This is a genomic window from Paenibacillus sp. NPDC093718, assembly GCF_050279985.1.
GTDB lineage: Bacteria > Bacillota > Bacilli > Paenibacillales > Paenibacillaceae > Paenibacillus_AQ.
In genome coordinates this window covers 38,765-61,135 of record NZ_JBNNUS010000012.1, presented here as the reverse complement: position 1 = coordinate 61,135, position 22,371 = coordinate 38,765, and the positions used below count along the sequence as shown (strand labels likewise).

The following is a 22,371-nucleotide window of genomic DNA, read 5'->3' as shown; positions in this document are numbered from 1 at the left end:
TTGTTTAAATGTCATTGAAAAAGGGGCCAATCACGAATAACGGCTCATCTTCATGGGACGTTCCATCGGGGAACATCTCTGCTCCATAACCTACGGTTACGGTGCTGGGAATGGATTTCTCCTCGGCATATCCGAGAAACAAACGACGGGACGCCATGTTACTCGGCGATACCGTAGCTTCAATGTAACGGACGCCATGGCATGCCTTCTGATTCATAAGATTTGTCAGCATCGCCTTTGCAACGCCTTGCCTCCGATGCGAATTAGCAACGGCCACTTGCCATACGAACAGCGTCTCCGGGTTGCGAGGAGAACGGAAGGCGGAAATAAAACCGATGATATCTCCTTCATGCTCGGCGATCATGCAGGTATCATGGAAGTAATCTCCAAGCAGCATGTAGCAATAGGGGGAGTTCAGATCAAGCGATCCGGTGTCGCGTATAAGCTCCCACACCCGGGTGCCGTCCCGGGCTTCCGGTCTTCGGTATACAATTTCGGTATCGGTATCCACAGCCATTCTATACAATCACCTCTTTCCAGAACTAATTTCCGTTCGAGCGGAATCGCTGCAGGAAGCTCTGCAGCCGCTCGCTCTGGGGATTATCGAATATCTCCTCCGGCGTGCCCTGCTCAACGATCCTACCATCGGCTCCGAAGATGACGCGGTCCGCGATTTCCTTCGCAAAATCCATCTCATGTGTAATCAGCATCATGGCCATTTCGCCTTCATCCGCAATTTCCCGGATCACCTCCAGCACTTCGCCGACCAGCTCCGGATCAAGCGCCGAGGTCACCTCGTCAAACACCATAACCTTCGGCCGCATGACCAGCGCTCTGGCGATGGCAACCCGCTGCTTCTGGCCCCCGGACAGATTGGACGGGTACATCTTCAATTTGTCGGCCAAACCGACCTTACTGAGCATGGAGACGGCCCGCTCCTCCGCCTCCTCCTTGGATAAACCCAGCACTTTGCGTGGGGCCTCCGTCACATTGCGAAGCACGTTCATGTGCGGGAACAGATTGAAATGCTGAAAGACCATGCCAACATTGCAGCGCATCCGGTGCAAATGCTTTTCATTGGCCCGAACCAGCTTGCCCTTCTCTTCCATATGCCAGAGCAGCTCGCCATCAACCTCGATGGTTCCCTCGGTCGGTTCTTCCAGCGTCATCAGCATCCGGCCCATCGTTGTTTTGCCCGATCCGCTCGGACCGATCACAGCCACCTTTTCTCCAGGCTGCATCTCCAGATCGATGCCTTTAAGCACCTGTAGATCACCAAACGACTTGGTCACGCCGGTATATTTCACAATCGGCTTTGTACCCGTAGCGGTAACGGGATTTCCCTCCTGCTGCGGCACCTTCGACGCTTTTGCTTGCTCATCGATCACAACGGCATTCAATTGATTCCCTCCTTTTATTTTCCACGCTGCAGATTCATGCGTTTTTCCAGCCTTTGCACAAGCAATGAGGCGATATAACTGATGATCAGGAACAGAATCCCGACCATCGTATACGGTTCAAATGCGCGGAACGACTGCGACACGATATTTTTGGCCGTCAGCATCATCTCCACAAGCGTTATGGCGCATAGAATCGGCGTCTCTTTAAACATAACAATCAAATAATTACCCAGTACCGGAATGATCGGCGGCACCGCTTGCGGCAGGATAATACTTCGCCAGGTTTGGGCTTTCGTGTAATTCAGTGCTGTGGCAGCCTCCCATTGTCCCTTCGGCACTCCCTCGATTCCGGATCGGTACACCTCGGACAGATATGTGCTGTAATGCAGCCCGAGACCGATCACCCCGGCATAGAAGGCCGGAATGGAAATTCCGGTAAGAAGCGGCAGACTGTAATACAGGAAGAAGACCTGCACCAGCAGCGGTGTATTGCGAATAAATTCGATCATTCCTTTGGTTATTAGTGACAGCACCTTAAATCGGCTCCGCGCTGCAAAAGCAAGCAGTAATCCGATGATCAATGCCACCGCGAAAGCGCAGATCGTCACCCATACCGTCATTTTTAATGCACTCAAGAGCTGGGGCAGGATATCCCATACATAGTTCCAATCCCACATGACTATAGCCTCCCCGCTGTCCATTTACGCTCCAGCAGTCGAACTGCCAGCGAAACGAGCGTAGCAATGACAAAATACATGAGGAGCAGCAGCACCAGAATCTCGGTCGTCCAGGAGATGTAATTATTGCGGAGCACCATCGCCTGATACGTTAAATCCGCCATTGTGATGAAATAAACCAGTGAGGTGGATTTGATGAGCTCCACAAGCTGATTCCCGAAAGGGGGAAGCATTCGCAGGGACGCTTGAGGCAATATGACATTCCACAATCTTTGCCAAGGCTTCAGATTAAGCGCTACGGCGGCTTCCCATTGTCCTTTCGGAACGGCCAACACGGCGCTGCGAACGATTTCCGAGCCGTATGCGCCGAAGTTCAGCCCGATCGCGAGGATCGCAGCCAGCATTTTCGGAAGCTCGACGCCGATGAACGGAAGGGCGAAATACAACCAGAACAGCTGCACCAGCAAGGAGGTCCCCCGAAAGACTTCCACGTACACGGCTGCCAACGTGCGAATGATCCACAGCTTCGACAGTCGGCATAACCCGGCTGCAAAGGACATCACGACCGCAAGGATGGCTGAAAAGAAAGCAACCACAATCGTGATCTCCGCCCCTTTCAGCAGCGTAGGGAGAAAATCAATCCATGAATTCGGCATGCTATTCCCCGCAAAGCGCAGCGGCCGTCATCTCGCCCGGGAGCTCTTCTTCTGTGAACCCGAACTTCTGCAAAATTTCGAGCAGCTCGCCCGACTCCTTCATTTTTTGCAGCTCCGCATTATAAGCCTCCTGAAACTCGGTATCCGCTTGGCGGAAAGCCGTAGCTCCGTAACCGCGAACGCTTTCGCCGTCGATGACCGGCTGCTCGAAATCAGCCACGCGTTCGATGCTGTCGTCGCTGGCCGAATCCAGCATCGCCTGCAGGGACGGCCCCGTCATGGTAATTGCCTGCACCCGGTCTGCCTGAAGGGCGCTGATGGCCGAAGCCTGATCTGGAACCTGTACGATCCGGTCCGTAGGAATGCCGGACTTCTCCAAATAGCCGATTTCAACGGCTCCGGTCATAACGGCTACCTTGGCCTGGTCGTTCTTAGCAATGTCCTCGTAACTTCCGAGTCCCAGCGGATTTCCCTGCTTCACCGCAATGGCTTCCCCGATGCTGTACTCCGGATTAGCAAACAATACGGCAGAGCAGCGATCCGGATTAATGAACATGCCTGCGGTAATTAGATCAAACCGCTCGGCCTGAAGTCCGGCAACCAGCGAACCGAATTCCGTAAGCTCTCCCCTCATTTCCTTGATGCCAAGCCGCTCCAGAATAACACGGGCAATCTCGACCGCTTCTCCAGTGAGTTCCCCATTGGCCTCTTTGTAGGCATAAGGCTTCTCATTCGCAAATCCCACGGTGATATACCCCTGCTCAATGGCTTGCTCCAATGTGCTCCCTTTGTCGCCGCAAGCCGCAAGCGACACCCCCATAATCAATGACAACATCAGTACAACCACTCTCTTCAAAACTTTCCACAACCTTTCATTATGACTTTGCAATTCTTAAAAACGACATGTTGAAATTATCCATGTTAACTCATATGTTAACTGGGATTTAAGGGTATTCAGATACCTTGCATGGGTCGGACCTTCAGGGAAGATGATTCATCCATCTCCTTCCACGCTTAAACCCAATGCCATCTGACCGATTTAATTGGTTTTGGTTAAACATTTGCAGGCCTTGCCCCTCCTCTTTAGCAGAATACAAAAAGACCACCAAACAGGGGATCTAGACATAGCTCCGCCAGCAGGGGGTCAAAAAATAGAGAAAAGGCCCCTAAAGAGAATTAAGGGCCTTTGTTATGAACATCCATTATGTATGCAAGACCCATCCACTGCTGACGAGGTTAGCTGACGGACTCGGGTAAGATGGTACCCTACACTCGTGATTCCAAGTGACTCGCCCCTGGTGAAACTGGTTCCCCCGCTTTCCGGAAAATGTATGCCGGAAACTAAGCGTGTGTCCATGATAAAGGGAACTTCAGGAAAAGTCAAACCCCTTTAACCGCTTTTTCTGGAAATTCAGAGGCGGAAATGCCGTTCTTCCAGGGCCTATGAAAAGCATGAAAAATGCCTCATTCAAGCCTCTTCCCCAACGATACAGGAATTTTATCCCAGTCTCGTTTTTCGCTATATAGCAGGCATTTGACATACCTCCCTTACTCATTCATGTGGTGGATCGTTTATGCCATGAATTACATTCGGATTGTGAAAGCTTTCCCCACACATTTACGGCGCAAATACGGCGCAAATTTTTTTTTGAACCGCTGCGTACAGAGCCTATGAATATCGTAGGGCAATCCGAGATTCATCCTATAGTTTTGCTATTCGTCAATAGATGAATGCCTCCGGGGCTAGCGTACATTCTGGAAATTATAGTTGTTTATCTATCATTTATGCGCTATTAACCCATGCCGTACCGAGAGTATTTGCGTAGTATAGAACAAATCTAAAGGAGGTGCTTCATTTGGAACGTTCTTCTAGAAAGAGAAAATTGTGTGCTCTTAAAAAAATAGAGAAAAAAGTCATTCATGCGAAGAAAAAGCATTGCCCGTCTCATGGCCATGGTGATCATAAAGGCCATGGTGATCATAAAGGCCACGGAGGTCGTAAAGACCATGCTTGTATTGTTAAAAAGCGTCGATGCCCAAAAGCTATCCGTGGACCGGTAGGTCCTCAGGGTCCTATCGGACCGGTCGGACCTATCGGGCCTGTGGGACCTGCCGGACCGACAACCGGTATTGCAGGACCTGCTGGACCTGCTGGACCTGTCGGGCCTGTCGGACCTGTTGGACCTGCGGGACCTACTGGAGCTACTGGAGCTACTGGGGCAACAGGAGCAGCCGCCGGAGGAGCCATCATCCCATTCGCATCCGGCATACCGCTTGCTCTGACCACCGTTTTAGGCGGATTAGTCGGATCCGTTGGTCTCGTAGGATTTGGTAACTCGGCCAATACGTTTACGCTGGCTGGCGGTACGATTGACCTCACTGGAGCAGCTGGTACTCTGCTTAACATGGCGTTTAACACGCCACGAGCTGGTACTATCACTGCACTGTCCGCTACCTTTAGCACTACTGCGGCGCTTTCCCTGCTGGGAACCACGGTTACGATTACAGCACAACTGTACAGCGCACCAGCAACGAGCAATATTTTCACACCGATACCAGGCGCTCTTGTTACGCTGGCTCCGCCGCTCACAGGCGTCGTAACCCTCGGAACAGTAAGCAATGGCTTCGTAGAAGGCCTGGCCATTCCGGTGCCGGCCAATACACGCCTGTTAATGGTATTCTCGGCAACCGCTGCCGGCACAACTCTTGTCACTGCAGTGGCAGGTTACGCCAGCGCTGGCGTCAACATTATATAAGCTTCAGTTTCCTGTAAAAAAAGCCCCGATTTTTATATCGGGGCTTTGCTTCATTTATACGGCTGTATATCCGCCATCCACCAACAAGCTCGTGCCTGTAATGAAGGACGCATCTTCACTGGCGAGAAACAACACGGCTTTGGCTACTTCTTCCGGTTGCCCCAAGCGGCCCATCGGATGAAGGCCGACCAGATGCTGGGTGATCGCTTCCGTTCTTCACTGAATTAGAGGCGTATCGATATATCCCGGACATACGGCATTGACCCGGATCCCTTTAGGAGCATAGTCCGCGCTCATCGACTGGGTTAACAGCTTAACGCCTCCCTTAGCGGAAGCATAGGCGGTAACGCCCGCTTTTCCGACATGGTTATGGATCGATCCGCAGTTTACGACCGCCCCTCCGTCTCCTTGGGATAACATTTGCTGGATTACATATTTATCGCACAGGAACACCCCTCTTAGATTAATATCAATCATTCTTTGCCAGTTGTCCATCGACAACTGATCAGCAGGAGCATCATGAGCAATGCCTGCATTGGCGAACAATACATCCACACGGCCAAAATGCTCAACCGTCTGCTTCACCATATTCGCAACTTCCTGTTCTTGGGTTACATCCGTCTTAACGAACAGCGTTTCAAAGCCTGCTCCTTTTAATTCATCGGAAACTGCTTGTCCCCGGTCCGAATAATCGGCAATAACAACCTTGGCTCCCTCTTCAACAAAAAGCCTTACCGCTGCTTCACCGATCCCGCTGGCGCCTCCGTCACAATGACAACCTTGGATTCAAACTTCATTTGTCGACCACTCCTATATTGTGAATTCATTATAACAGCCCCACATTCATGTAGAGTTTGCATATTTCAGGCATGATATTCCACAAGCCCCTTTTCTTTCATAGACCTACGTACTATCGAATAACGGCATATGAACGTCACAACTTGATATTCGCTGCGTCCTAACCCTTTATCCAGCCCGTCCGTTGTTATATAGGCCGTTCGATCGTAAACATCTCTCCCAGTGCAGAATAGATGTTTCCCGCCATTCGGCTCACAGGCTTTAACTTGGCAGCGTCAATCCGGCCCTGCTCGTAAAGCTCCTCCGCAACGTGGAAGCGAACCACGCGGGCAATCAATAGATCAGCGGCAGGCAGTTGATCCGCGCCATTCAAGGTAACCACCTGCTCCAGTACGCATTCCATGCGAATCTTGGATTCCAGAACGCCGGGAACCTTAACAACCTCGCTTACGATCGGGGTTAGATTGGTTCGGTCAAGCTCACTCTCGTCCGGAGGCAGGTTCGCCGCCGTTTCGTTCACGGCTTCAACAGTGTTTTCGTCCACGATATGGATGACAAGCTCGCCGCTTTGCATGGCATTTCTCGCTGTATCCTTGGCCGTGCCGTTCTTCCTTTGAACGGAAACGGACAGCATGGGCGGATTGCTCGTCAGAATGGAGAAATAACTGAACGGCGCCGCATTCAGCACGCCATCCTCCGATAATGTCGTAACAAAAGCGATCGGCCGCGGAACAACGCTCCCGATCAGCAGCTTGTATGTGTCCCGTTCGCTTTGGGTATTCGGGTCAATGGATATCACTTGAGTTGCCCCTCTCCTGTATTTTGACTTGTATTGGCTCCAGACCTTCCTCAATACGCGCTCGCTCCAGTTCAAACCAGGGAGGAAGTTTCAATTGTTCCCCTAGCGAGTCCAAATCTTCATCCACCGTAAATCCGGGCGGATCCGTTGCGATTTCAAACAAGATCCCCCCTCGTTCCCTGAAGTACAACGCTTTGAAATAGTTCCGATTCCTGATATCCGTAGGGTGGAAACCATGCTGTTTCACCCATTCGTACCATTTGCTGTGCTCCTCATCATCTTGGGCCCGCCATGCGATATGATGGGTCGTTCCGGCACCTCCGGCACCCAACGGGATGTCCCGCATCGGTAAATCAATCACGTTGCCGAAAGGGCCCCCAGCCTGAAACCGTGCATAGTTAACGTCCTCTCCCATGAAGGTCAGCCCCATTACCTGCTCCAGCGCTCTCTTCGTTTCCTCCCACTTGTTGCTGAACAGGACTGCGCCGCCAAACCCCTTAATCGCTGTATCCGGCGTCACATCGTTCACAGACCAACTGCTCTTCGGACCGTTTTCCCGCTCGACGAGCTCAAGAGAAAGTCCATCGCGATCGGAGAATTGAAGATAATGTTCGTTAAACCGAAATGCTTTCATGACAGGAACACCGAATCTCCGTAAACGCTCTTCCCAATAAGGCAGGGCACCCGCAGGGACGACAAATGTTGTATACCCAACCTGCCCTCCTCCACGTATCCCTCTCCGTGAAGCAGAAGACGGAAAGAAGGTAATAATGGTCCCCGGGTGTCCCTGCTCATCCCCGAAATACAAATGGTAAACCTCAGGCGCATCATAATTGACCGTCTTCTTCACCATTCTGAGCCCCAGCACACCCGTATAAAAATCAACATTTCTCTGCGGGTCCTGCGCATAAGCGGTAATATGATGAATGCCTGCCGTTTGTAATGCCATATCCATCGCCTCCTCATGGTTTCGTGTCCAGCCCAATGTTTCCATACTTGATTCCGGTTCGTATAGCTAAATCACACAATCTTTAAATTGAATATCTTTAATTAGAGATTATATTTTTTTCATACCATTGTCAAGCGGCCCCTCATATCTCAGGCAGACAAAAAGCCGCCAAGAACGATTCCACGCTCTTAGGCGGCTCCAGCATGCAGCTGCGGCCACATGTCTATCCCGCGTCTATGCTTTTTGCCATTTTTCCTTAAAGAACAGCTGATACACTCTTGTTACGATAATCTTAATGATCATGTAAATCGGTACCACCAGCAGAATCCCTATAATACCACCAAGATCCTGACCCACCAAAACCAGAATAATGATCGTAATGGGGTGGATTGCCAGCTGTTTGCCGAAGATATACGGACCAATCAGGTTATCCTGAATCTGCTGGGCGGCCAGGATGACAACAAGCGCCCAGATCGCCGTCCCCGGGGACTGGATGAACCCGATGATCACGATCGGGATCGAGGAAAGAATAGCTCCGATAAACGGTATGAAATTCGCAATGACCGCGACAACCGTCAACAGCAGCGCATAAGGCAGGCCAATAATCAGGAAGCCGAGATACATCAAGACGCCCAGCGCCAGATTGATGAGGACCCGGCCCACGATAAACCCTTTGAGCGCGTTATTGATTTCATCCAGCACCGAGGCTCCTACTTCCTTGAATCGGTCAGGCAAAAAGCTGACAATCATCTCCCCGAACTTTCCGCCTTCCTTCAGCATGTAGTACAGCATGATCGGGAACGTAAATAAGACGATGGCAAAACTCGAAACAAACGAAAACAGGTTCATAATATAATTCGTCAAAAACGTGAAACCTTGGTTCAAATAATCAGTTAGCTGTGTAAGCGGATTTGCGTTCTCCGGGAATATATCCTTGAAGAAGCCGTTATTCTCCCATTCCTGTAGCTGCTCGCCAAGCTTTGCAAACAAAGCGGGGGCATTCTGTACAAGGGCCACGATCTGATCCCGCAGGGATGGCCATACCCCAATAATAAAACCTGTAAGTATGCCTGCAAACACGACATATAGGAGCAGGATGGCCAGCGAGCGATTTAGCTTGCGCTTTTCGAGAAAATCAACCAGCGGCCTGAGCAGGTAATAGAAGAATCCGGACAGCATCAGCGGCACGAGGATGATCGAGAAGAACGAAAGTACCGGTCTGAATATAAAATCCACCAGCGATCCCAGATAAATAATAATGAGGACCAGGATCACGGCAAGACATAATTTGAAAAACTTGTTCATTTTCAGCAAAGAGCATGCCCCTTCTCCTATTTTTTCACCATCGTATCATGACAATGTGTGCATATACAAATCGCTTGCGCCTGCACTGGCATAGGATGTCGGATCGTAGCGCCATCGCTTTTATAACCATTCGGTTCACTTCATCCTGCGGATATATACTTCTCCTAACGCCTCACGTATAATATGATGGATTGCAAGGGCAAGGATATAGTTTAGGAGGATATTATGAACCTGCATGTTACATCCATCATTCTTGGTCTGATCATCGTACTGAATATCGTGTTCTCCATGTTCGTGGTGTTCAGGGAACGGCGGGATGCCGGCTCCACCTGGGCATGGCTGTTGGTGCTGTCCTTTATCCCGATTTTGGGCTTTGCGCTGTACCTGTTGTTCGCCCAGAATTTAAGAAGAATCCGTCTCTTCCACTGGGATGATCTGCAGAAAACCGGAATCGAGAAGGTATTGCTCTCCCAAATGGAAGGGATGAATCGCGGCGAGTATCCGTACAGCAATCAAGCGGCAGCGGATAACAGCGATTTGATCCATATGCATATCAATGAGAATCAGGCGATTCTTACGGACGACAACCACGTTGAAATCTTTACGGATGGACGCCAGAAATTTGAACGGTTGTTTCAGGATATTGAGGAAGCCAAAGTCTACATACATATTCAATACTACATCATCCGTCGCGACGAGCTGGGCAAGAAGCTGATATCCCTGTTGACCAAAAAAGCAAAAGAAGGCGTGAAGGTCCGGGTTCTGTACGACGAGCTGGGCTCGCGTAAATTAACCAAGGGCTTCTTCAAAGCATTTCGCGAAGCCGGCGGAGAAGCCGAAGCCTTCTTCCCGTCCAAGCTGCGTTTCATTAATCTGCGGTTGAATTACCGGAATCACCGGAAGCTGGCAATCATTGATGGCAACATCGGGTATGTCGGCGGGTTTAACGTGGGGGATGAGTACCTGGGTCTTAACTCCAGGTTCGGGTATTGGCGGGACACCCATCTGCGCATTCAAGGCGAAGCCGTTTATGCGATGCAGGTTCGCTTCATTCTGGACTGGAATCAGGCATCGCACCATAACGATATCTTTTATGAATCGAATCTGTTTCCCAAGATCAATTCGCCGGGTAATGTCGGGATTCAGATTGTGACCAGCGGTCCGGATTCCAGATATGAACACATCAAGAATGGTTATATCAAAATGATTTCGTCCGCCAAAAAATCGATTCATATTCAGACGCCCTATTTTATCCCCGATGCCAGCCTCCTGGATGCGCTCCGCATTACAGCGCTGTCCGGTGTCGAGGTTAACCTTATGATTCCCGATAAACCCGACCATCCCTTTGTTTATTGGGCGACCTTATCCTATATCGGGGAAATGCTGAGTACAGGGGCTAACGTGTATCTCTACAATAATGGCTTCATTCATGCCAAGACAATCATCATCGACGAGAAGATTTCTTCCGTCGGCACGGCGAATATCGATGTTCGAAGCTTCAAGCTGAATTTTGAAGTGAATGCGTTCCTGTACGATGAGCATTTATCGAAACAGTTGACCGACATCTTCCATCAGGATCTGCGGGTATCCAGCCAGCTTACGATGAAGCAGTATCTGGAGCGATCAAGGTGGATCAAGTTCAAGGAATCCATCTCACGCTTGCTGTCCCCTATTCTGTAAAACAAACCTTTAGCGCTGCCCAACATTTAGCAATCCAGAAGAAATGCGGGAGACTCAGACCGCTTATACTAAAGCCAAGAAAAACGAATCCATCATATTTAAAACTGGGAAGGATGTTGAACGTGGCTAAACTGACACCGTATATTTTCTCTGAGGATGCAAAAGCGCAAGCTGAGTTTTATACCCAAGCACTGGGCGGGGAGATCCTGTCCGTGCAAACGCATGGCGAGATTCCCGGAACCAAGGAAGAGCTTAAAGACAAGGTCATGCATCTTAGTCTGGTAGCCGGAGGCATTCCAATCTTTATGTCGGACTCCATATTCCAAACCCTGGAGCGCGGGAACGGGATTCATCTGAGCCTGTCGTTTGAGAGCGATGCTGAAGCGCATGAAGCCTTTGACCGCTTGGCCCAGGGCGGTAAGGTGCTTGATCCGCTGAAGACTGAATTCTGGGGAGCGCTGTTCGGGTTGCTGGAAGACAAGTTCGGCGTATTGTGGCAGGTTACGACCGAAGTGCAAGCCAATTAATATTAGAAGGCCCTTTCAAGTTTCACTTGGAGGGCCTTTTTTGCGTGATTTATTTGGAACTCCAACGTTCCACGACTTCTGTCGCGGCCAATCGGCTTGTGTGCAAAATATCTTGAACATCCAGCACGGCGCGGCCTTGTGCACGAATGATCTCATAATCCGTAATACCGAGGAATTCGAACATGGATTTCAAATACTTATGCGAATACTCAATCTCACGGTACCCATCATTCTCAGTATATATGCCGTCGCTGCCCTGAATGACCACAACGCTTCTTCCGTCGGTAAGGAGTCCTTGCGACCCGCTTTCCGTATATCTGAACGTTTCCTTTGGAACGATGATATTATCCATATAATCCTTCAGCTTGGAAGGAATGTTAAAATTGTGGAGCGGCATGGCGATTACATACTTGGATGCCCCCTTGAACTGCTGCAGGATCTCAGCCATCCGTCCCATCACCTTCTCCTCATCCTCTGTTAACGGCTCCCCGCTCTCAAGCTTTTCCCACCCGTTCAGCAGACTCGCGTCAATGGCGGGTACGACCTCCTGATATAGATCAATCTGCTCGATCAGACTGGCCGGATTCTGCGCTGCATACTTACTTACGAAATGCTCCAGTACCTGCAAGCTCAAGGATTTCTCGCTTCTCACCCTCGGATGTGCATTAATAACGAGTACGCGTTCCATATAAACAACACTCCTTTTATTTTGTGGACAACCAAAATCACCAGCTAGCTCGCCAGTCTGACTCACCTCCCGATTAGAATGAACGCATAACACGCATCATTTCATATTCTTCTATTATAATTTGTTTGTACATACAATTATAATTCCGCGAAGATAAAGACCTCAGTCCTTATTCTCCAATTGATCACTCACCTCGTAGAGATGCAGCGATAATTCATCTCCTTTGGCATGACCTAAAATAGCGCCATAACGACTGCGCAAATTCATCCAGCACTCGTGAATCACTTTCTCCAAAGCCTTTCCTTTATCGGTTGTATAGATCAATGACATCCTTCCTTCCACCCGATTATATACCAGCCCTTTAACGGCCAGCTTCTCAACCAGTCGGGTTACGGTAGAAGGCTGAAGATGAAGAATTTCGCCTAATTCCTTCTGCGAGATCCCTTCCTTCTCATATACAGCCATAAGCAAATAAGCATAAGTGGGTGACAATCCGCTTGCGGCAAACTCGTCTTCTGCCATCTTGGTAATCACCCGGCTTAGACGATTGGCCGTGAAGTAAAGGCATTCCTTGATATACGTGTTTAACATAACGACTACCTCTTTCGCTGAGTTCATCCTGTTGAATCACCATTTATTGTTTGCACATACAAATATAATGGATTTCCAAATAAAAGTAAAGAGGCAGATTTCCCCCATAACCTCGGAGACCTCTGCCGCTTTATTTTATTGAGTGTATGTTTCTACATGTTGAAGATCCTGCTGCTTGCTACAATGCTTCTATTCGACCTGGCTCTGATCCATATACATGACTTCCCACAGGTGGCCATCCGGATCCTGGAAGCTCCATCCATACATAAAGCCATGATCCACCGGATCATTGGAAGGCGACCCTCCTGCGGAAAGCGCGGCATTGACGATTTCGTCCACCTGCTCCCGGCTTTCGGCGGATAGTGCCAGAATTACTTCCGTTGTGTTCGCGGCATTCGACAAATCTTTCTTGGTGAACGTCTTGAAATAATCCTCGGTGAGCAGCATGGCAAAGATGTTATCGCCGATGACCAGGCAAGCCGCGTTTTTGTCCGTAAATTGCGCGTTAAATTCAAAACCGATTTTCGAGAAAAAGTCCTTCGTTTTCTCCAAGTCCTTCACTGGTAGGTTTACAAAAATATTATCGCTTTTCAAAGCCATTTCGAATCACCTCGTCGATTTGATAGATTCATTTTAGCATGAGCAGCAGCACGGCATTTCTCTTCAATTGCTATGTTCGTTAGATAAACCCACTGCCCGCAGCAATCTCATGACGGTTACTACCGTCTGAGCTCTGGTTACATGGGATTGCGGATCCATCTTGGAGGCGGATACACCTTGCATAATCTTCTGCTCCACAACGAAGACGACGGACGACTTCGCATAGGATGAAACCTTGGCGTGGTCTTTAAATTTGTTTAACAATCCTTGGTCCGCTTCGTTCTTCTTGCCGGCATAATTCAGCACATTGCTCAGCATGACGGCCAATTCCTCACGGGTAATCAAGCTGTTTGGATCAAAGATATCGCCTGAGCGTCCCTTCACTAACCCTGCCGCTTTCGCAGCTGCAATCTCTCTGGCATATCCGGATTTCGGATCTACATCCTTGAAGTTGGAGTAACTGTCGTCAGGCACAATACCCAGCGCGTTCACCACAATGGATATAATTTCGGCACGGGTAATGGGTTGATTACCGCCGAAAGTTCCGTTACTTTCACCAGATACGATCAGCTTGGCAGCAGCCTGCGCAACGTCTTCTCGTGCCCATGAAGGGATCGCGTCACTAAACCGGATATCTTGCTGAAGCAGGGCATAAATACCGCTGCCGGTTTTCTTGATTTCAACCGTTACCGTACCATCCGCGTTAACTTTAAACAAGGTCGGAACGGATCGAAGCTCTTGGGTACCTGGTATATAAACCACTCCGGTGGCACGTTTTATATTTATCTTTTTCGCATCTACAGTAACAAATTCGCTGACATGGGTTTTGCCGAAATGCTTCAGTTTGGTCGTTGTCTTATCCGCATTTATTTGCTCAAGCTTGAACAACAGCGGGTCGGCTAGTACTTCTCTTTCCTTAATCAGTTTCTCCACATTTGCGGCGTCATCAGCCCCTGGAGAAACAATCGCGACTTTCACAGGACCGGGAACCGGAATCAGCGAAGCCGGAATCCGGTATTCTGTCCCGTTCACGATAATGGAGAGACTGGCCTTGGCTCCTTTTTTCGCAACGGCAGCGATGATTTCTTGCGGAATCTCAACCTCAGCCTGCTTCGCACCTGCACCCGCATGGATCTGGAAGTTGGAGGAATCCGAAAGGTTAATGCTGTTAACTGCTGCAGCCGTAGGTATGGTCACCATAGCCTTATCGCCATGAAGCGTGACTTTTGCCTCTAGCTGATCTTTGGCTTTAGGCGGTTGAGGCGTCGAAGGCGTTGGTGAACCAGAGCCTCCCGATCCGCCGGAACCGTCAGATCCACCGGAACTGCTGCTTGAAGTCGTTACGCTAAGCAGATTCGAAGCGCTGGAGACGCGGTTAATCTCATCCCCTGCTCTATCTACCGCAAGTACATGAATCTTGTAGTTCGTCAGAGAGTTAAGACCATTCACGGTATAACTATTCTCTGTAACCGAGCCTGACAAAGCATTGTTCACATATACTTCGTATCCCGTTGCACCTGCCACAACATCCCATTTCACTTGAATGGAGCTGGAGCCTGCACTTACCTTTGAGAGGTTCGCCGGAGCCGGGAGTGCTGAAGCATTGACTTTACCGTCGATCGGCAGGTCATGAATAAGTTGAGTCGTCAGCGTCTTATTGCGGTCGCCACTGATATCCCAGCTCATGACGCCAGCAATATCCAGCGACTTCACGATCGAAGCGGTGTACTTCATGGTGTTCTTATCGTTGTAGGTGATGAACACTTTATTTTGGTCATTGTACAGGTAAGGCACCTTGGCGGATTCGTTCCAAAATCTTTTATAGCCGTTCTTGTCGATGTAGTTATTCTCGAGGTCGCTGAAATCGAAAACTCCCGCTTCCCAAGTTTTTAATGATGAGCCACCCCTACAAGTTTGATATTGACCCGTTGGCGGACAATCATCCCAGCCCTTACCGTAGTAGGGAACACCGGCGATCAGCTTGTGCGTCGGCACCCCACCGATCAGATGTCCTAACAAACCGCCAAGCACATGATTTCTTGGAGCGGATGATGCTGCTTTTGGATGCTCTTTGTCATAGAACAGTGGTGCATTATGATGACCCAGCGTCTCCCAGCTTCCGCTGAAATCGTAAGTCATGATATTAATGAAATCGAGATATTTCACGGAATTCGCAAGATCTGCATTTTTAACAAAATTATCTCCCTGCCCTGAAGCAATCGTCAGGAGATAATACTTCCCGTCCTCTGATCCGGCAGCATCCAACGCCTCGCGAACGGTTTTCATTAACAATGCGAAATTTTCTTTATCCTCCGGTGCCCTGGAATTGTCTTTCTCCCCGTCTTCGACCGGGTATTCCCAGTCGATATCCAAACCATCAAATTTGTATTCGCGAAGGAAATCAACAGCAGAGTTCGCAAAGGCTCGGCGAGTTTCTTCGGTCTTCGCCATATTAGAGAAGTTGTTGGACCAAGACCAGCCGCCTACTGAAACCATAAGTTTCAAATGAGGGTTAGCCGCTTTGATACCTTCAAATGCTTTGAAGTTCTTGAAGTCGTTCTCCAGATCCCCAATAATCATCTCCCCATCATAGACGTATCGGTCCTGTAGCGGAACATTTGGATCTTCACATGCTCTCACAGCACTTCCAAATTTCTTCCAACATAAATCTGCAAACGCATAATTAATATGAGTTACCTGAGAAACATCAATATCAGACGGATAGAAATTCCGTTCGTCTGGAAGTGCTGACCATGATGTGTAGTAAGTAATATTGTTGTAATTGCTTCCGGGTACAACCGTAACTTCTTCACTTATAGGTGATGTCCACAGTCTGTTGAAGGCTTCAATCTGGTATGAGTAAGACTTGCCTTCTTGCAGTCCAGCAGCCAAAAAACGGCTCTCATTACTTGTTTGTATCTTCGCTCCATCTTGATAAATATGATAGCCTGTAGCCCCTGGAACTGGTGCCCATCCCAATGCTGCCGTAGATCTTGTGGATGAAACAACCTGCAGCCCCTCAGGTTTTGCAAGTTCTCCCCATTTCAGTTTGACGGCGTTACTCTTCGCAGAGGTTTCCGAAGTCTGTCCTTGGATTGCTTTAACGGCAGTGACTTCAAAGCTATATTCTCGATTTGCCATTGCATTCAAGGCGTATGTGACCGACGTCACCGTGCCCAATGTCTCGACTTTGTTATCGTCTATATATAATTCGTACCCAGTAGCACTCGAGCTCTCTCCCCAGTGGAGAGTTACAGCTTCCTCAGAAATATCTGTAACTTTCAAATAACTTGGAGGTGCTATCGGCGCTTGTTCATACACGGTTTGATCCGCCGTGGTCGTGAGTTCAAGAACATTACTTTTCATGTCTTTGGATGGCCTATGATCATACCAAGTAATATATATGCGATAGGTTGTTTCAGGACTAAGCCCTGTAACGGCATGAGTGGTTAAATTTCCCCATGTGATATAAGCATCCGTGTCTGCATTCCAGACATCGATATCATTCTTATCCCCCTTAAGGAAATCCCACTCAAAGGTTGCTTGGTTATGCGTGACCTCAACTAATCGGAGATTCTGTGGAGCAGACGTCTTTGGAGGTTTAACATCACCATCCAGCGTAGTGAATTCGACTACATTACTCTTATGCCTTTGGTCCGGTCCTTGAGATGGTCTCTCAAACCAGGTAATGTAAAGTTTATAAGTTGTATTGGGTTTCAAGTTATCAAGAGTCCGGCTTCCGCCGTTCCCCCATGTATACCATGCATCGTCAACGGCATTCCAGACATCAATATCAAATGTGTGCTGAGGATTATTCTTGTCATAATCCCATTGAATCGTTGCTTCAGTGGAAGTGATTGTGTCTTGAACCACACGAAGATTCTGCGGCGCCAGCGGATCCTGAGATCCATAGGTCGAGCTTGTTACCGTTACCGGATCGATGTCGGAGCTAATGGTGGGAGTCTCTGAGGAAGGGGGGCCTTCTGCTGCATAGGATGCAGGAGCATTGAGCAGCGGTGCCGCTAGGAGAATAAGAGCCAGGAACCATATCACCCATTTCGGGTGCTGCTTTTTCGTTATAAAGGGTATCACCGTTTTCACCTCTGTTGATTAAATTTCGATTGCAAATGATACAGCATTTGGATGAATGTCTGTCCCTCGGTGTCATCGGGTGTTTCTTTGATGACTTGCCTAATTTCGCAGATCGCTTAAATCAAACTTCTATTGAAAGCGGTTACTAATTTTTCCAGATCAACTATGTAAAGTTCAGCCCCCCCCTTTCTGCTCATGATGGAATCACTGTCCGAGCGCTCTACTACAGCCTCCTTTCATGAATTCATTCGAGTTTAATACATATTCATATATTTGTATCATGGAACCTACACTATCGATTGAGAAGGGATACATTTCCATAACCATGGGATAAATTCTTGTCATTTTATATTCTGTTAATAAATTCAACATGGATCATCTACACGCAGCTGAACGCTGATTTTGAAGGAAAAGGTATACAACCCTTCCCCTCTCAAAACGCGCCCGGAAACCAGCCCTATACAAGGACTTGTGCTCCCTATTTCGTACCATTACCCGCTCTTTATGCTTGCGCTGCGCGGTTGTTGATGCTGAGTTTCATTCAACATATCGCTTTTACGTTGAATAATAAATTCCGATATACTATTGTTAATTGAGGTACTGTGTTGTACGATGTATATGCAGAAGGTAGCTGTGAAAGGTGGAACAATATGACGTATACATGAAAAACAAACCCGTTTTTCAAGAAAAAGAAGTAATTTAGGGGGACAACATACATGTGAAAAAAGAGGAATTTACCGCTTGTTAGGACAGAATGGCGTTAGTAAACCATACAATATGAATAGAGAAGAGGAATGCCATATGAAAATACGTAGTCAAATTACATTTGCAAGTTTAGCCCTTGTAATAACTGGAAGTTCCCTGTGCCTGCTATACACATCGCCAACCTCAGTTGTAAAAGCAGAGCCGACTCAATATGTGTGTAGTTCGTTACAAACAAGCACCCAACGAGATCATAATTCCGTCAAGCAAGCAATGCGGGATACATTGCAACTTGGATTCCCGGGGATACTTGCAAAAACTTTCGAGAATGGAAAAACGTGGGGATATGCGGCTGGGGTAGCGAATCTGAGCACCAAGAAACCAATGGAAACAGATTTTCGCTTTCGCATTGGCAGCGTGACAAAGACGTTCACCGCAACCGTTGTACTTCAATTAGCTGGAGAGAAGCGCTTGAATCTAGACGACTCCATCGAAAAATGGCTGCCTGGTGTCATTCAAGGGAACGGATATAATGGTAAACAGATTACCATTCGGCAGATATTGAACCATACAAGTGGTATCGCTGAATACTCAAGATCAAAAGACGCTGATTTTATGGATACAAAGAAATCGTATACGGCTGAAGAAATAGTGAAGATGGGGATTTCTCTCCCCCCAGACTTTGCCCCAGGAAAGGGCTGGTCTTATTCAAACACAGGATACGTATTACTGGGTATTCTTATTGAAAAAGTAACCGGAAACAGCTACGCGGAAGAGATTGAACATCGGATTATTGAACCGCTTGAATTGTCGGATACATTCCTGCCTGGCAATTCAAGCGTTATTCCAGGCACCAACCATGCTCGGGGATATTCCCAACCAGACGAAGCAAGTGAGATAAAAGACGTTACATATTATAACCCAAGTGCAGGTGGCTCGGCTGGAGACATGATTTCTACTGCTGACGACCTAAATAAATTCTTCTCTTCCTTGCTCGGTGGCAAATTACTGAAGGAACAGCAACTAAAACAAATGCTTACTACAGTTCCTACTGGAAGAGCAGGAATGGAAGGATGGGGTCTTGGAATCTTTGAAACTAAGCTCCCAAACGGTGTCTCGATATGGGGACATACGGGTGGCATTCTAGGGTTTTCTACTTTTGCTGGAGGTACACTTGGAGGCAAGCATACGTTGGTCGTCAGTTTGAACAGTATGGGTAGAGATAACAGTCCTAATCCTTTTAAAAATATTATACTTGCTGAATTTGGCAAATAAGAAAAAAGGAAAACGGAAAAAACGCTATTCTTTCTGAAGAGTCATAGGAAAAGGATGGCAGCGTTTTTATGAATCTATCGATTCAAGATGTTGAAAAAAACTCTGATGTACTATTGATTTTTGATATACTGTGCTGTACGATGTACGGGCAGGAGGTACGATATCATGAATGTCGAAGATTGGAAATCACAAATTAAGCGAGGAACACTCGAATTTTGTATTCTATTGCTAATAAAGCAGCGACCATATTATGGGTATGAAATCATAAGTAAGTTAGAGCAGTATCCTATTGTTGCTGCCAAAGAAAATACAATTTATCCTCTGCTTAGAAGATTATTGAAAGAAGAATATGTTTCTTCATCTTGGCAAGAAAGTACAGAGGGTTTGCCACCGAGAAAATATTATTCCATTACTAAAAAAGGAAACGAATACCTAAACGCTATGTCCTTAGAATGGGATAATTTATTAACGGCTATATCAGAAATTAAAGGAGCATTAAATAATGGATAAAGTCATGAATGACTATCTTGTAAAAATTGAAAAGTATTTGAAATCCATGTCCGATTCCGAGCGTATTGACATTGTAAAAGAAATCAAAAGTAATATGCTCGAATTGCAAAATAATGGTTTATCTTCTGAGCAAATCATTGAACGGTTAGGAAACCCAAAAGAATTAGCGAAAGCATACTTAGGTGAATCCATTTCAAGGAACAGTAAATTTAGTTGGCGTAAATTCGGCGCTATATTTGCATTTTGTAGCAGCTTTGCAGGCGTCAGCGGTATGCTTCTTTTGCCTTTTATCAGTACTCTTTCCATTGCTTTAATGACTAGTGGAGTTATTACACCAATAGGCGGAATTATCAAATTTGTCGGGCATCTTATGGGATATGATATTGCCGGAATAACAATCGAAATGGGAGCATATACACCAAGCCCCATGCTGTTCTTACCCATTTCTATTGTAATTGGTGTGTTGATGTTTTGGTTGGGGAAAGTGTTATGGAAACTTACAATTAAATACATACACGTAATTAGTCAGAAAAAGAAAAAATTTTAATAAAAAAAGAACGGGGCGCGGCGGTCCACACATAGACCAACCGCACCCCGTTTTTAATGGAAAAAGAGCCCTCCAAGGACTCTTTTTCATTTTATTTATGCAATGATATCCAACCGATTCATCAAATCGAACTTAAATGCTCATGCTTTAATTTCCATATGCTATCGGCATGGCGAACGAATACATTCGTTGCTCTCCCGCTTCCAGACGTAAATGTCCCCTGATGATAACCCTCGAAGTGGTAGGTATAGACACATACCGCCGAATGGGCATCACTCGCTATCCACTCTACATCCTCCGCCCGGTATACCTCGTCCCGAATAACATGCCAAGCATGTTCGAAATAGGCCCGAATCTCATCCAACGTATGACAGCTCCGGTCCGAAAACCAATAGACCGCTTTTTCGTCGAGCAGCCGGGCTACATTGTCAAAATCATGCGTATTCGTGGCCGCTATGTATGCTTCAAGTGCCTTTTGATAGGACATGGTTCCGCACCTCCTTTCCCTCAACTAGGCATATAAGTTATGAAATAAATAATTTCCTTAACACTTGGTTTGAAAATTTGCCTTTCCTTCCAAAACTGCATTCAAGAACTTCTTCGATTTTTTCAATCGCTTCTGGATCTCTTCAATTTCTTTGATTTTTTGTTCAACCATTTTTGTTTTTGCCTCGTATGATAAGTTAAGTTGTTGATTTACCAACAAACTTAATTCTTCTATCGAAAAGTCTACGGATAAAAGTGTCTTCACATCATATAGAAACTCCACAATGTCTTCAGAATAAACACGATAATTATTTGCATCTCTTTTAACATAGCTGTCCGGAATTAGGTTCTTACGTTCATAGAATCTCAATGTTGATATGGGCAGACCCGTTAATTTTGAAACATCGTTTATTTTCATAATAGGACCTCTTTTATTTCTTGCTATAAACCTAGGTTCATAGTTCATAATACGAAATATGATAACGAATGACATCTACAAAGTCAAAAAATCTATGTTATCAAAAGGAGAGGTTCTATGTTTAACCATATTCAAAATAACGATTTCGCCAGTATCGTTATGGGCCGACGTTCTGTCCGTAATTACGATGAGAACATTAAAATATCGAAAGAAGAGATAAGCGACATGATTTCGGAAGCCAGCTTGGCTCCATCCTCGGCAAATATGCAGCCTTGGCGTATAATTGTGGTCGATACTCCAGAAGGAAAAGAAAAGCTAAGACCTCTTGTGAGGTTCAATACGTTACAGAATGATACTTCATCAGCCATGTTATTAATTTTTGGTGATACCCAAAGCTATTTATATACTGAAGAAATTTACAATACAGCTGTGGAACAAGGAAAAATGCCAGCTGAAGTACGAGATCGTCAACTCGAAACCATTCTATCCTACTTTCCGACTCTATCAAAAGAAATGAAAGTTGAAATTGCAAAAGTCGATAGCAGCCTCTTTGCCATGCAGTTCATGTTAGTAGCTCGTGCACATGGGTATGATACGAATCCAATGGCAGGCTTTGAAGCTGATCAGTTAGCAAAAGCATTCGATTTAGATGAAGAACGCTATGCTCCTGTCATGATCATCTCATTAGGAAAAGCCAAAGAAAATGGGCATGAGTCCGTTCGATTAAGCTCTGACAAGATTACATTTTGGAGGTAACCATGTTCCGTAATCGATTCACCATTCCTTCTTCAAAAATAACATTAGACTCAAATTGCAGGTTTATATAGAACTTACTGTTAAAACGTCAAAAATCTCAATCAATAAGAAAAAGGCAGCCGATCATTATGATCGGCTGCTTTAAACATGGCCGGGGCC

21 protein-coding genes, 1 pseudogene and 1 riboswitch are annotated in these 22,371 nt (G+C 47.0%); of the genes and pseudogenes, 7 read left to right on the top strand and 15 right to left on the bottom strand.

The window, feature by feature from the left end; translation table 11 throughout:
• Positions 1-4 precede the first annotated feature (4 nt).
• Genes ectA through ehuB form a run of 5 tightly spaced genes read right to left on the bottom strand, consistent with a single transcriptional unit; the run spans position 5 to position 3,568 of the window.
• Positions 5-517, bottom strand: a complete 513-nt coding sequence (ectA, locus tag ACQKPA_RS28040) for a diaminobutyrate acetyltransferase (protein ID WP_427495705.1) — start codon at positions 515-517, stop codon at positions 5-7.
• Positions 518-542: 25 nt separating this feature from the next.
• Complete coding sequence (ehuA, locus tag ACQKPA_RS28035; protein WP_427495704.1) at positions 543-1,400, bottom strand: ectoine/hydroxyectoine ABC transporter ATP-binding protein EhuA; 858 nt, start codon at positions 1,398-1,400, stop codon at positions 543-545.
• A 14-nt stretch (positions 1,401-1,414) separates the two neighbouring features.
• Complete coding sequence (ehuD, locus tag ACQKPA_RS28030; protein ID WP_194544663.1) at positions 1,415-2,077, bottom strand: ectoine/hydroxyectoine ABC transporter permease subunit EhuD; 663 nt, start codon at positions 2,075-2,077, stop codon at positions 1,415-1,417.
• A gap of 2 nt (positions 2,078-2,079) precedes the next feature.
• Positions 2,080-2,733, bottom strand: a complete 654-nt coding sequence (gene ehuC / locus ACQKPA_RS28025; protein ID WP_427495702.1) for an ectoine/hydroxyectoine ABC transporter permease subunit EhuC — start codon at positions 2,731-2,733, stop codon at positions 2,080-2,082.
• Between the two features lies 1 nt (position 2,734).
• Positions 2,735-3,568 (bottom strand): ectoine/hydroxyectoine ABC transporter substrate-binding protein EhuB, encoded by an 834-nt coding sequence (ehuB, locus tag ACQKPA_RS28020; protein ID WP_427495817.1) that lies wholly within the window; start codon positions 3,566-3,568, stop codon positions 2,735-2,737.
• A 377-nt stretch (positions 3,569-3,945) separates the two neighbouring features.
• A riboswitch (cyclic di-AMP (ydaO/yuaA leader) is annotated at positions 3,946-4,091 on the bottom strand.
• Between the two features lie 498 nt (positions 4,092-4,589).
• On the opposite strand from ehuB, the gene ACQKPA_RS28015 reads away from it, so the two are divergent.
• Positions 4,590-5,489, top strand: a complete 900-nt coding sequence (locus ACQKPA_RS28015) for an exosporium glycoprotein BclB-related protein (RefSeq protein ID WP_427495701.1) — start codon at positions 4,590-4,592, stop codon at positions 5,487-5,489.
• A 54-nt stretch (positions 5,490-5,543) separates the two neighbouring features.
• Here ACQKPA_RS28015 and ACQKPA_RS28010 read toward each other — a convergent pair.
• From ACQKPA_RS28010 to ACQKPA_RS27995, 4 genes and pseudogenes are all read right to left on the bottom strand, one after another.
• Positions 5,544-6,286 (bottom strand): annotated as a pseudogene (locus ACQKPA_RS28010) (SDR family NAD(P)-dependent oxidoreductase).
• A 188-nt stretch (positions 6,287-6,474) separates the two neighbouring features.
• Positions 6,475-7,086, bottom strand: a complete 612-nt coding sequence (locus ACQKPA_RS28005; RefSeq protein ID WP_427495700.1) for a flavin reductase family protein — start codon at positions 7,084-7,086, stop codon at positions 6,475-6,477.
• On the bottom strand, positions 7,073-8,035 hold the full coding sequence (locus ACQKPA_RS28000; protein ID WP_427495699.1) for a ring-cleaving dioxygenase: 963 nt from the start codon (positions 8,033-8,035) through the stop codon (positions 7,073-7,075). Before ACQKPA_RS28000 ends, ACQKPA_RS28005 begins: the two co-directional genes overlap by 14 nt.
• A gap of 234 nt (positions 8,036-8,269) precedes the next feature.
• Positions 8,270-9,349 carry an AI-2E family transporter gene (locus ACQKPA_RS27995; RefSeq protein WP_427495698.1) on the bottom strand — a complete coding sequence of 360 codons (1,080 nt, stop codon included), beginning with the start codon at positions 9,347-9,349 and terminating at the stop codon, positions 8,270-8,272.
• A 222-nt stretch (positions 9,350-9,571) separates the two neighbouring features.
• Between ACQKPA_RS27995 and cls the strand changes: the two genes are divergently transcribed.
• Together cls and ACQKPA_RS27985 are read left to right on the top strand one after the other, a co-directional pair.
• Positions 9,572-11,020, top strand: coding sequence for a cardiolipin synthase (gene cls, locus ACQKPA_RS27990; RefSeq protein WP_427495816.1), 1,449 nt, complete (start codon positions 9,572-9,574; stop codon positions 11,018-11,020).
• 122 nt (positions 11,021-11,142) lie between these two features.
• Positions 11,143-11,547 (top strand): VOC family protein, encoded by a 405-nt coding sequence (locus tag ACQKPA_RS27985; protein ID WP_427495697.1) that lies wholly within the window; start codon positions 11,143-11,145, stop codon positions 11,545-11,547.
• Positions 11,548-11,596: 49 nt separating this feature from the next.
• Here ACQKPA_RS27985 and ACQKPA_RS27980 read toward each other — a convergent pair whose 3' ends face one another.
• The 4 genes from ACQKPA_RS27980 to ACQKPA_RS27965 all read right to left on the bottom strand — a co-directional run bounded on the left by ACQKPA_RS27980 (position 11,597) and on the right by ACQKPA_RS27965 (position 17,518).
• A complete protein-coding gene (locus tag ACQKPA_RS27980; protein ID WP_427495696.1) occupies positions 11,597-12,235 on the bottom strand; it encodes an FMN-dependent NADH-azoreductase in 639 nt (212 codons plus the stop codon).
• Positions 12,236-12,397: 162 nt separating this feature from the next.
• A complete protein-coding gene (locus ACQKPA_RS27975) occupies positions 12,398-12,826 on the bottom strand; it encodes a MarR family winged helix-turn-helix transcriptional regulator (RefSeq protein WP_427495695.1) in 429 nt (142 codons plus the stop codon).
• Positions 12,827-13,015: 189 nt separating this feature from the next.
• Complete coding sequence (locus tag ACQKPA_RS27970; RefSeq protein ID WP_071220907.1) at positions 13,016-13,426, bottom strand: VOC family protein; 411 nt, start codon at positions 13,424-13,426, stop codon at positions 13,016-13,018.
• A 63-nt stretch (positions 13,427-13,489) separates the two neighbouring features.
• Positions 13,490-17,518 (bottom strand): glycosyl hydrolase family 18 protein, encoded by a 4,029-nt coding sequence (locus ACQKPA_RS27965; RefSeq protein ID WP_427495693.1) that lies wholly within the window; start codon positions 17,516-17,518, stop codon positions 13,490-13,492.
• An 801-nt stretch (positions 17,519-18,319) separates the two neighbouring features.
• Here ACQKPA_RS27965 and ACQKPA_RS27960 point away from each other — a divergent pair.
• The 3 genes from ACQKPA_RS27960 (at position 18,320) to ACQKPA_RS27950 (ending at position 20,552) form a co-directional block, all read left to right on the top strand.
• Positions 18,320-19,495: a serine hydrolase domain-containing protein gene (locus ACQKPA_RS27960; RefSeq protein WP_427495692.1), complete on the top strand. Its 1,176-nt coding sequence runs from the start codon at positions 18,320-18,322 to the stop codon at positions 19,493-19,495.
• Positions 19,496-19,660: 165 nt separating this feature from the next.
• Entirely contained in the window at positions 19,661-20,005 is a 345-nt protein-coding gene (locus tag ACQKPA_RS27955) for a PadR family transcriptional regulator (RefSeq protein WP_427495691.1), read from the top strand.
• Positions 19,998-20,552 carry a DUF1700 domain-containing protein gene (locus ACQKPA_RS27950; RefSeq protein ID WP_427495690.1) on the top strand — a complete coding sequence of 185 codons (555 nt, stop codon included), beginning with the start codon at positions 19,998-20,000 and terminating at the stop codon, positions 20,550-20,552. Before ACQKPA_RS27955 ends, ACQKPA_RS27950 begins: the two co-directional genes overlap by 8 nt.
• A gap of 121 nt (positions 20,553-20,673) precedes the next feature.
• On the opposite strand, the gene ACQKPA_RS27945 is transcribed toward ACQKPA_RS27950, so the two are convergent.
• Positions 20,674-21,039, bottom strand: a complete 366-nt coding sequence (locus ACQKPA_RS27945; RefSeq protein ID WP_427495689.1) for a YybH family protein — start codon at positions 21,037-21,039, stop codon at positions 20,674-20,676.
• A 57-nt stretch (positions 21,040-21,096) separates the two neighbouring features.
• Positions 21,097-21,456 (bottom strand): MerR family transcriptional regulator, encoded by a 360-nt coding sequence (locus tag ACQKPA_RS27940; RefSeq protein WP_113059459.1) that lies wholly within the window; start codon positions 21,454-21,456, stop codon positions 21,097-21,099.
• Between the two features lie 117 nt (positions 21,457-21,573).
• On the opposite strand from ACQKPA_RS27940, the gene ACQKPA_RS27935 reads away from it, so the two are divergent.
• Positions 21,574-22,212 carry a nitroreductase family protein gene (locus ACQKPA_RS27935; protein WP_427495687.1) on the top strand — a complete coding sequence of 213 codons (639 nt, stop codon included), beginning with the start codon at positions 21,574-21,576 and terminating at the stop codon, positions 22,210-22,212.
• Positions 22,213-22,371: the final 159 nt, after the last annotated feature.

Coding starts and splice junctions, on each gene's coding strand:
- ACQKPA_RS27980 (WP_427495696.1), bottom strand. CDS start 12,235: ATGGAACGCGTACTCGTTATTAATGCACATCCGAGGGTGAGAAGCGAG.
- ehuC (WP_427495702.1), bottom strand. CDS start 2,733: ATGCCGAATTCATGGATTGATTTTCTCCCTACGCTGCTGAAAGGGGCG.
- ectA (WP_427495705.1), bottom strand. CDS start 517: ATGGCTGTGGATACCGATACCGAAATTGTATACCGAAGACCGGAAGCC.
- ACQKPA_RS27970 (WP_071220907.1), bottom strand. CDS start 13,426: ATGGCTTTGAAAAGCGATAATATTTTTGTAAACCTACCAGTGAAGGAC.
- ehuD (WP_194544663.1), bottom strand. CDS start 2,077: ATGTGGGATTGGAACTATGTATGGGATATCCTGCCCCAGCTCTTGAGT.
- ACQKPA_RS27945 (WP_427495689.1), bottom strand. CDS start 21,039: ATGTCCTATCAAAAGGCACTTGAAGCATACATAGCGGCCACGAATACG.
- ACQKPA_RS27955 (WP_427495691.1), top strand. CDS start 19,661: ATGAATGTCGAAGATTGGAAATCACAAATTAAGCGAGGAACACTCGAA.
- ehuB (WP_427495817.1), bottom strand. CDS start 3,568: ATGTTGTCATTGATTATGGGGGTGTCGCTTGCGGCTTGCGGCGACAAA.
- ACQKPA_RS27950 (WP_427495690.1), top strand. CDS start 19,998: ATGGATAAAGTCATGAATGACTATCTTGTAAAAATTGAAAAGTATTTG.
- ACQKPA_RS28000 (WP_427495699.1), bottom strand. CDS start 8,035: ATGGCATTACAAACGGCAGGCATTCATCATATTACCGCTTATGCGCAG.
- ACQKPA_RS27960 (WP_427495692.1), top strand. CDS start 18,320: ATGAAAATACGTAGTCAAATTACATTTGCAAGTTTAGCCCTTGTAATA.
- ACQKPA_RS27975 (WP_427495695.1), bottom strand. CDS start 12,826: ATGTTAAACACGTATATCAAGGAATGCCTTTACTTCACGGCCAATCGT.
- ACQKPA_RS27935 (WP_427495687.1), top strand. CDS start 21,574: ATGTTTAACCATATTCAAAATAACGATTTCGCCAGTATCGTTATGGGC.
- ACQKPA_RS27940 (WP_113059459.1), bottom strand. CDS start 21,456: ATGAAAATAAACGATGTTTCAAAATTAACGGGTCTGCCCATATCAACA.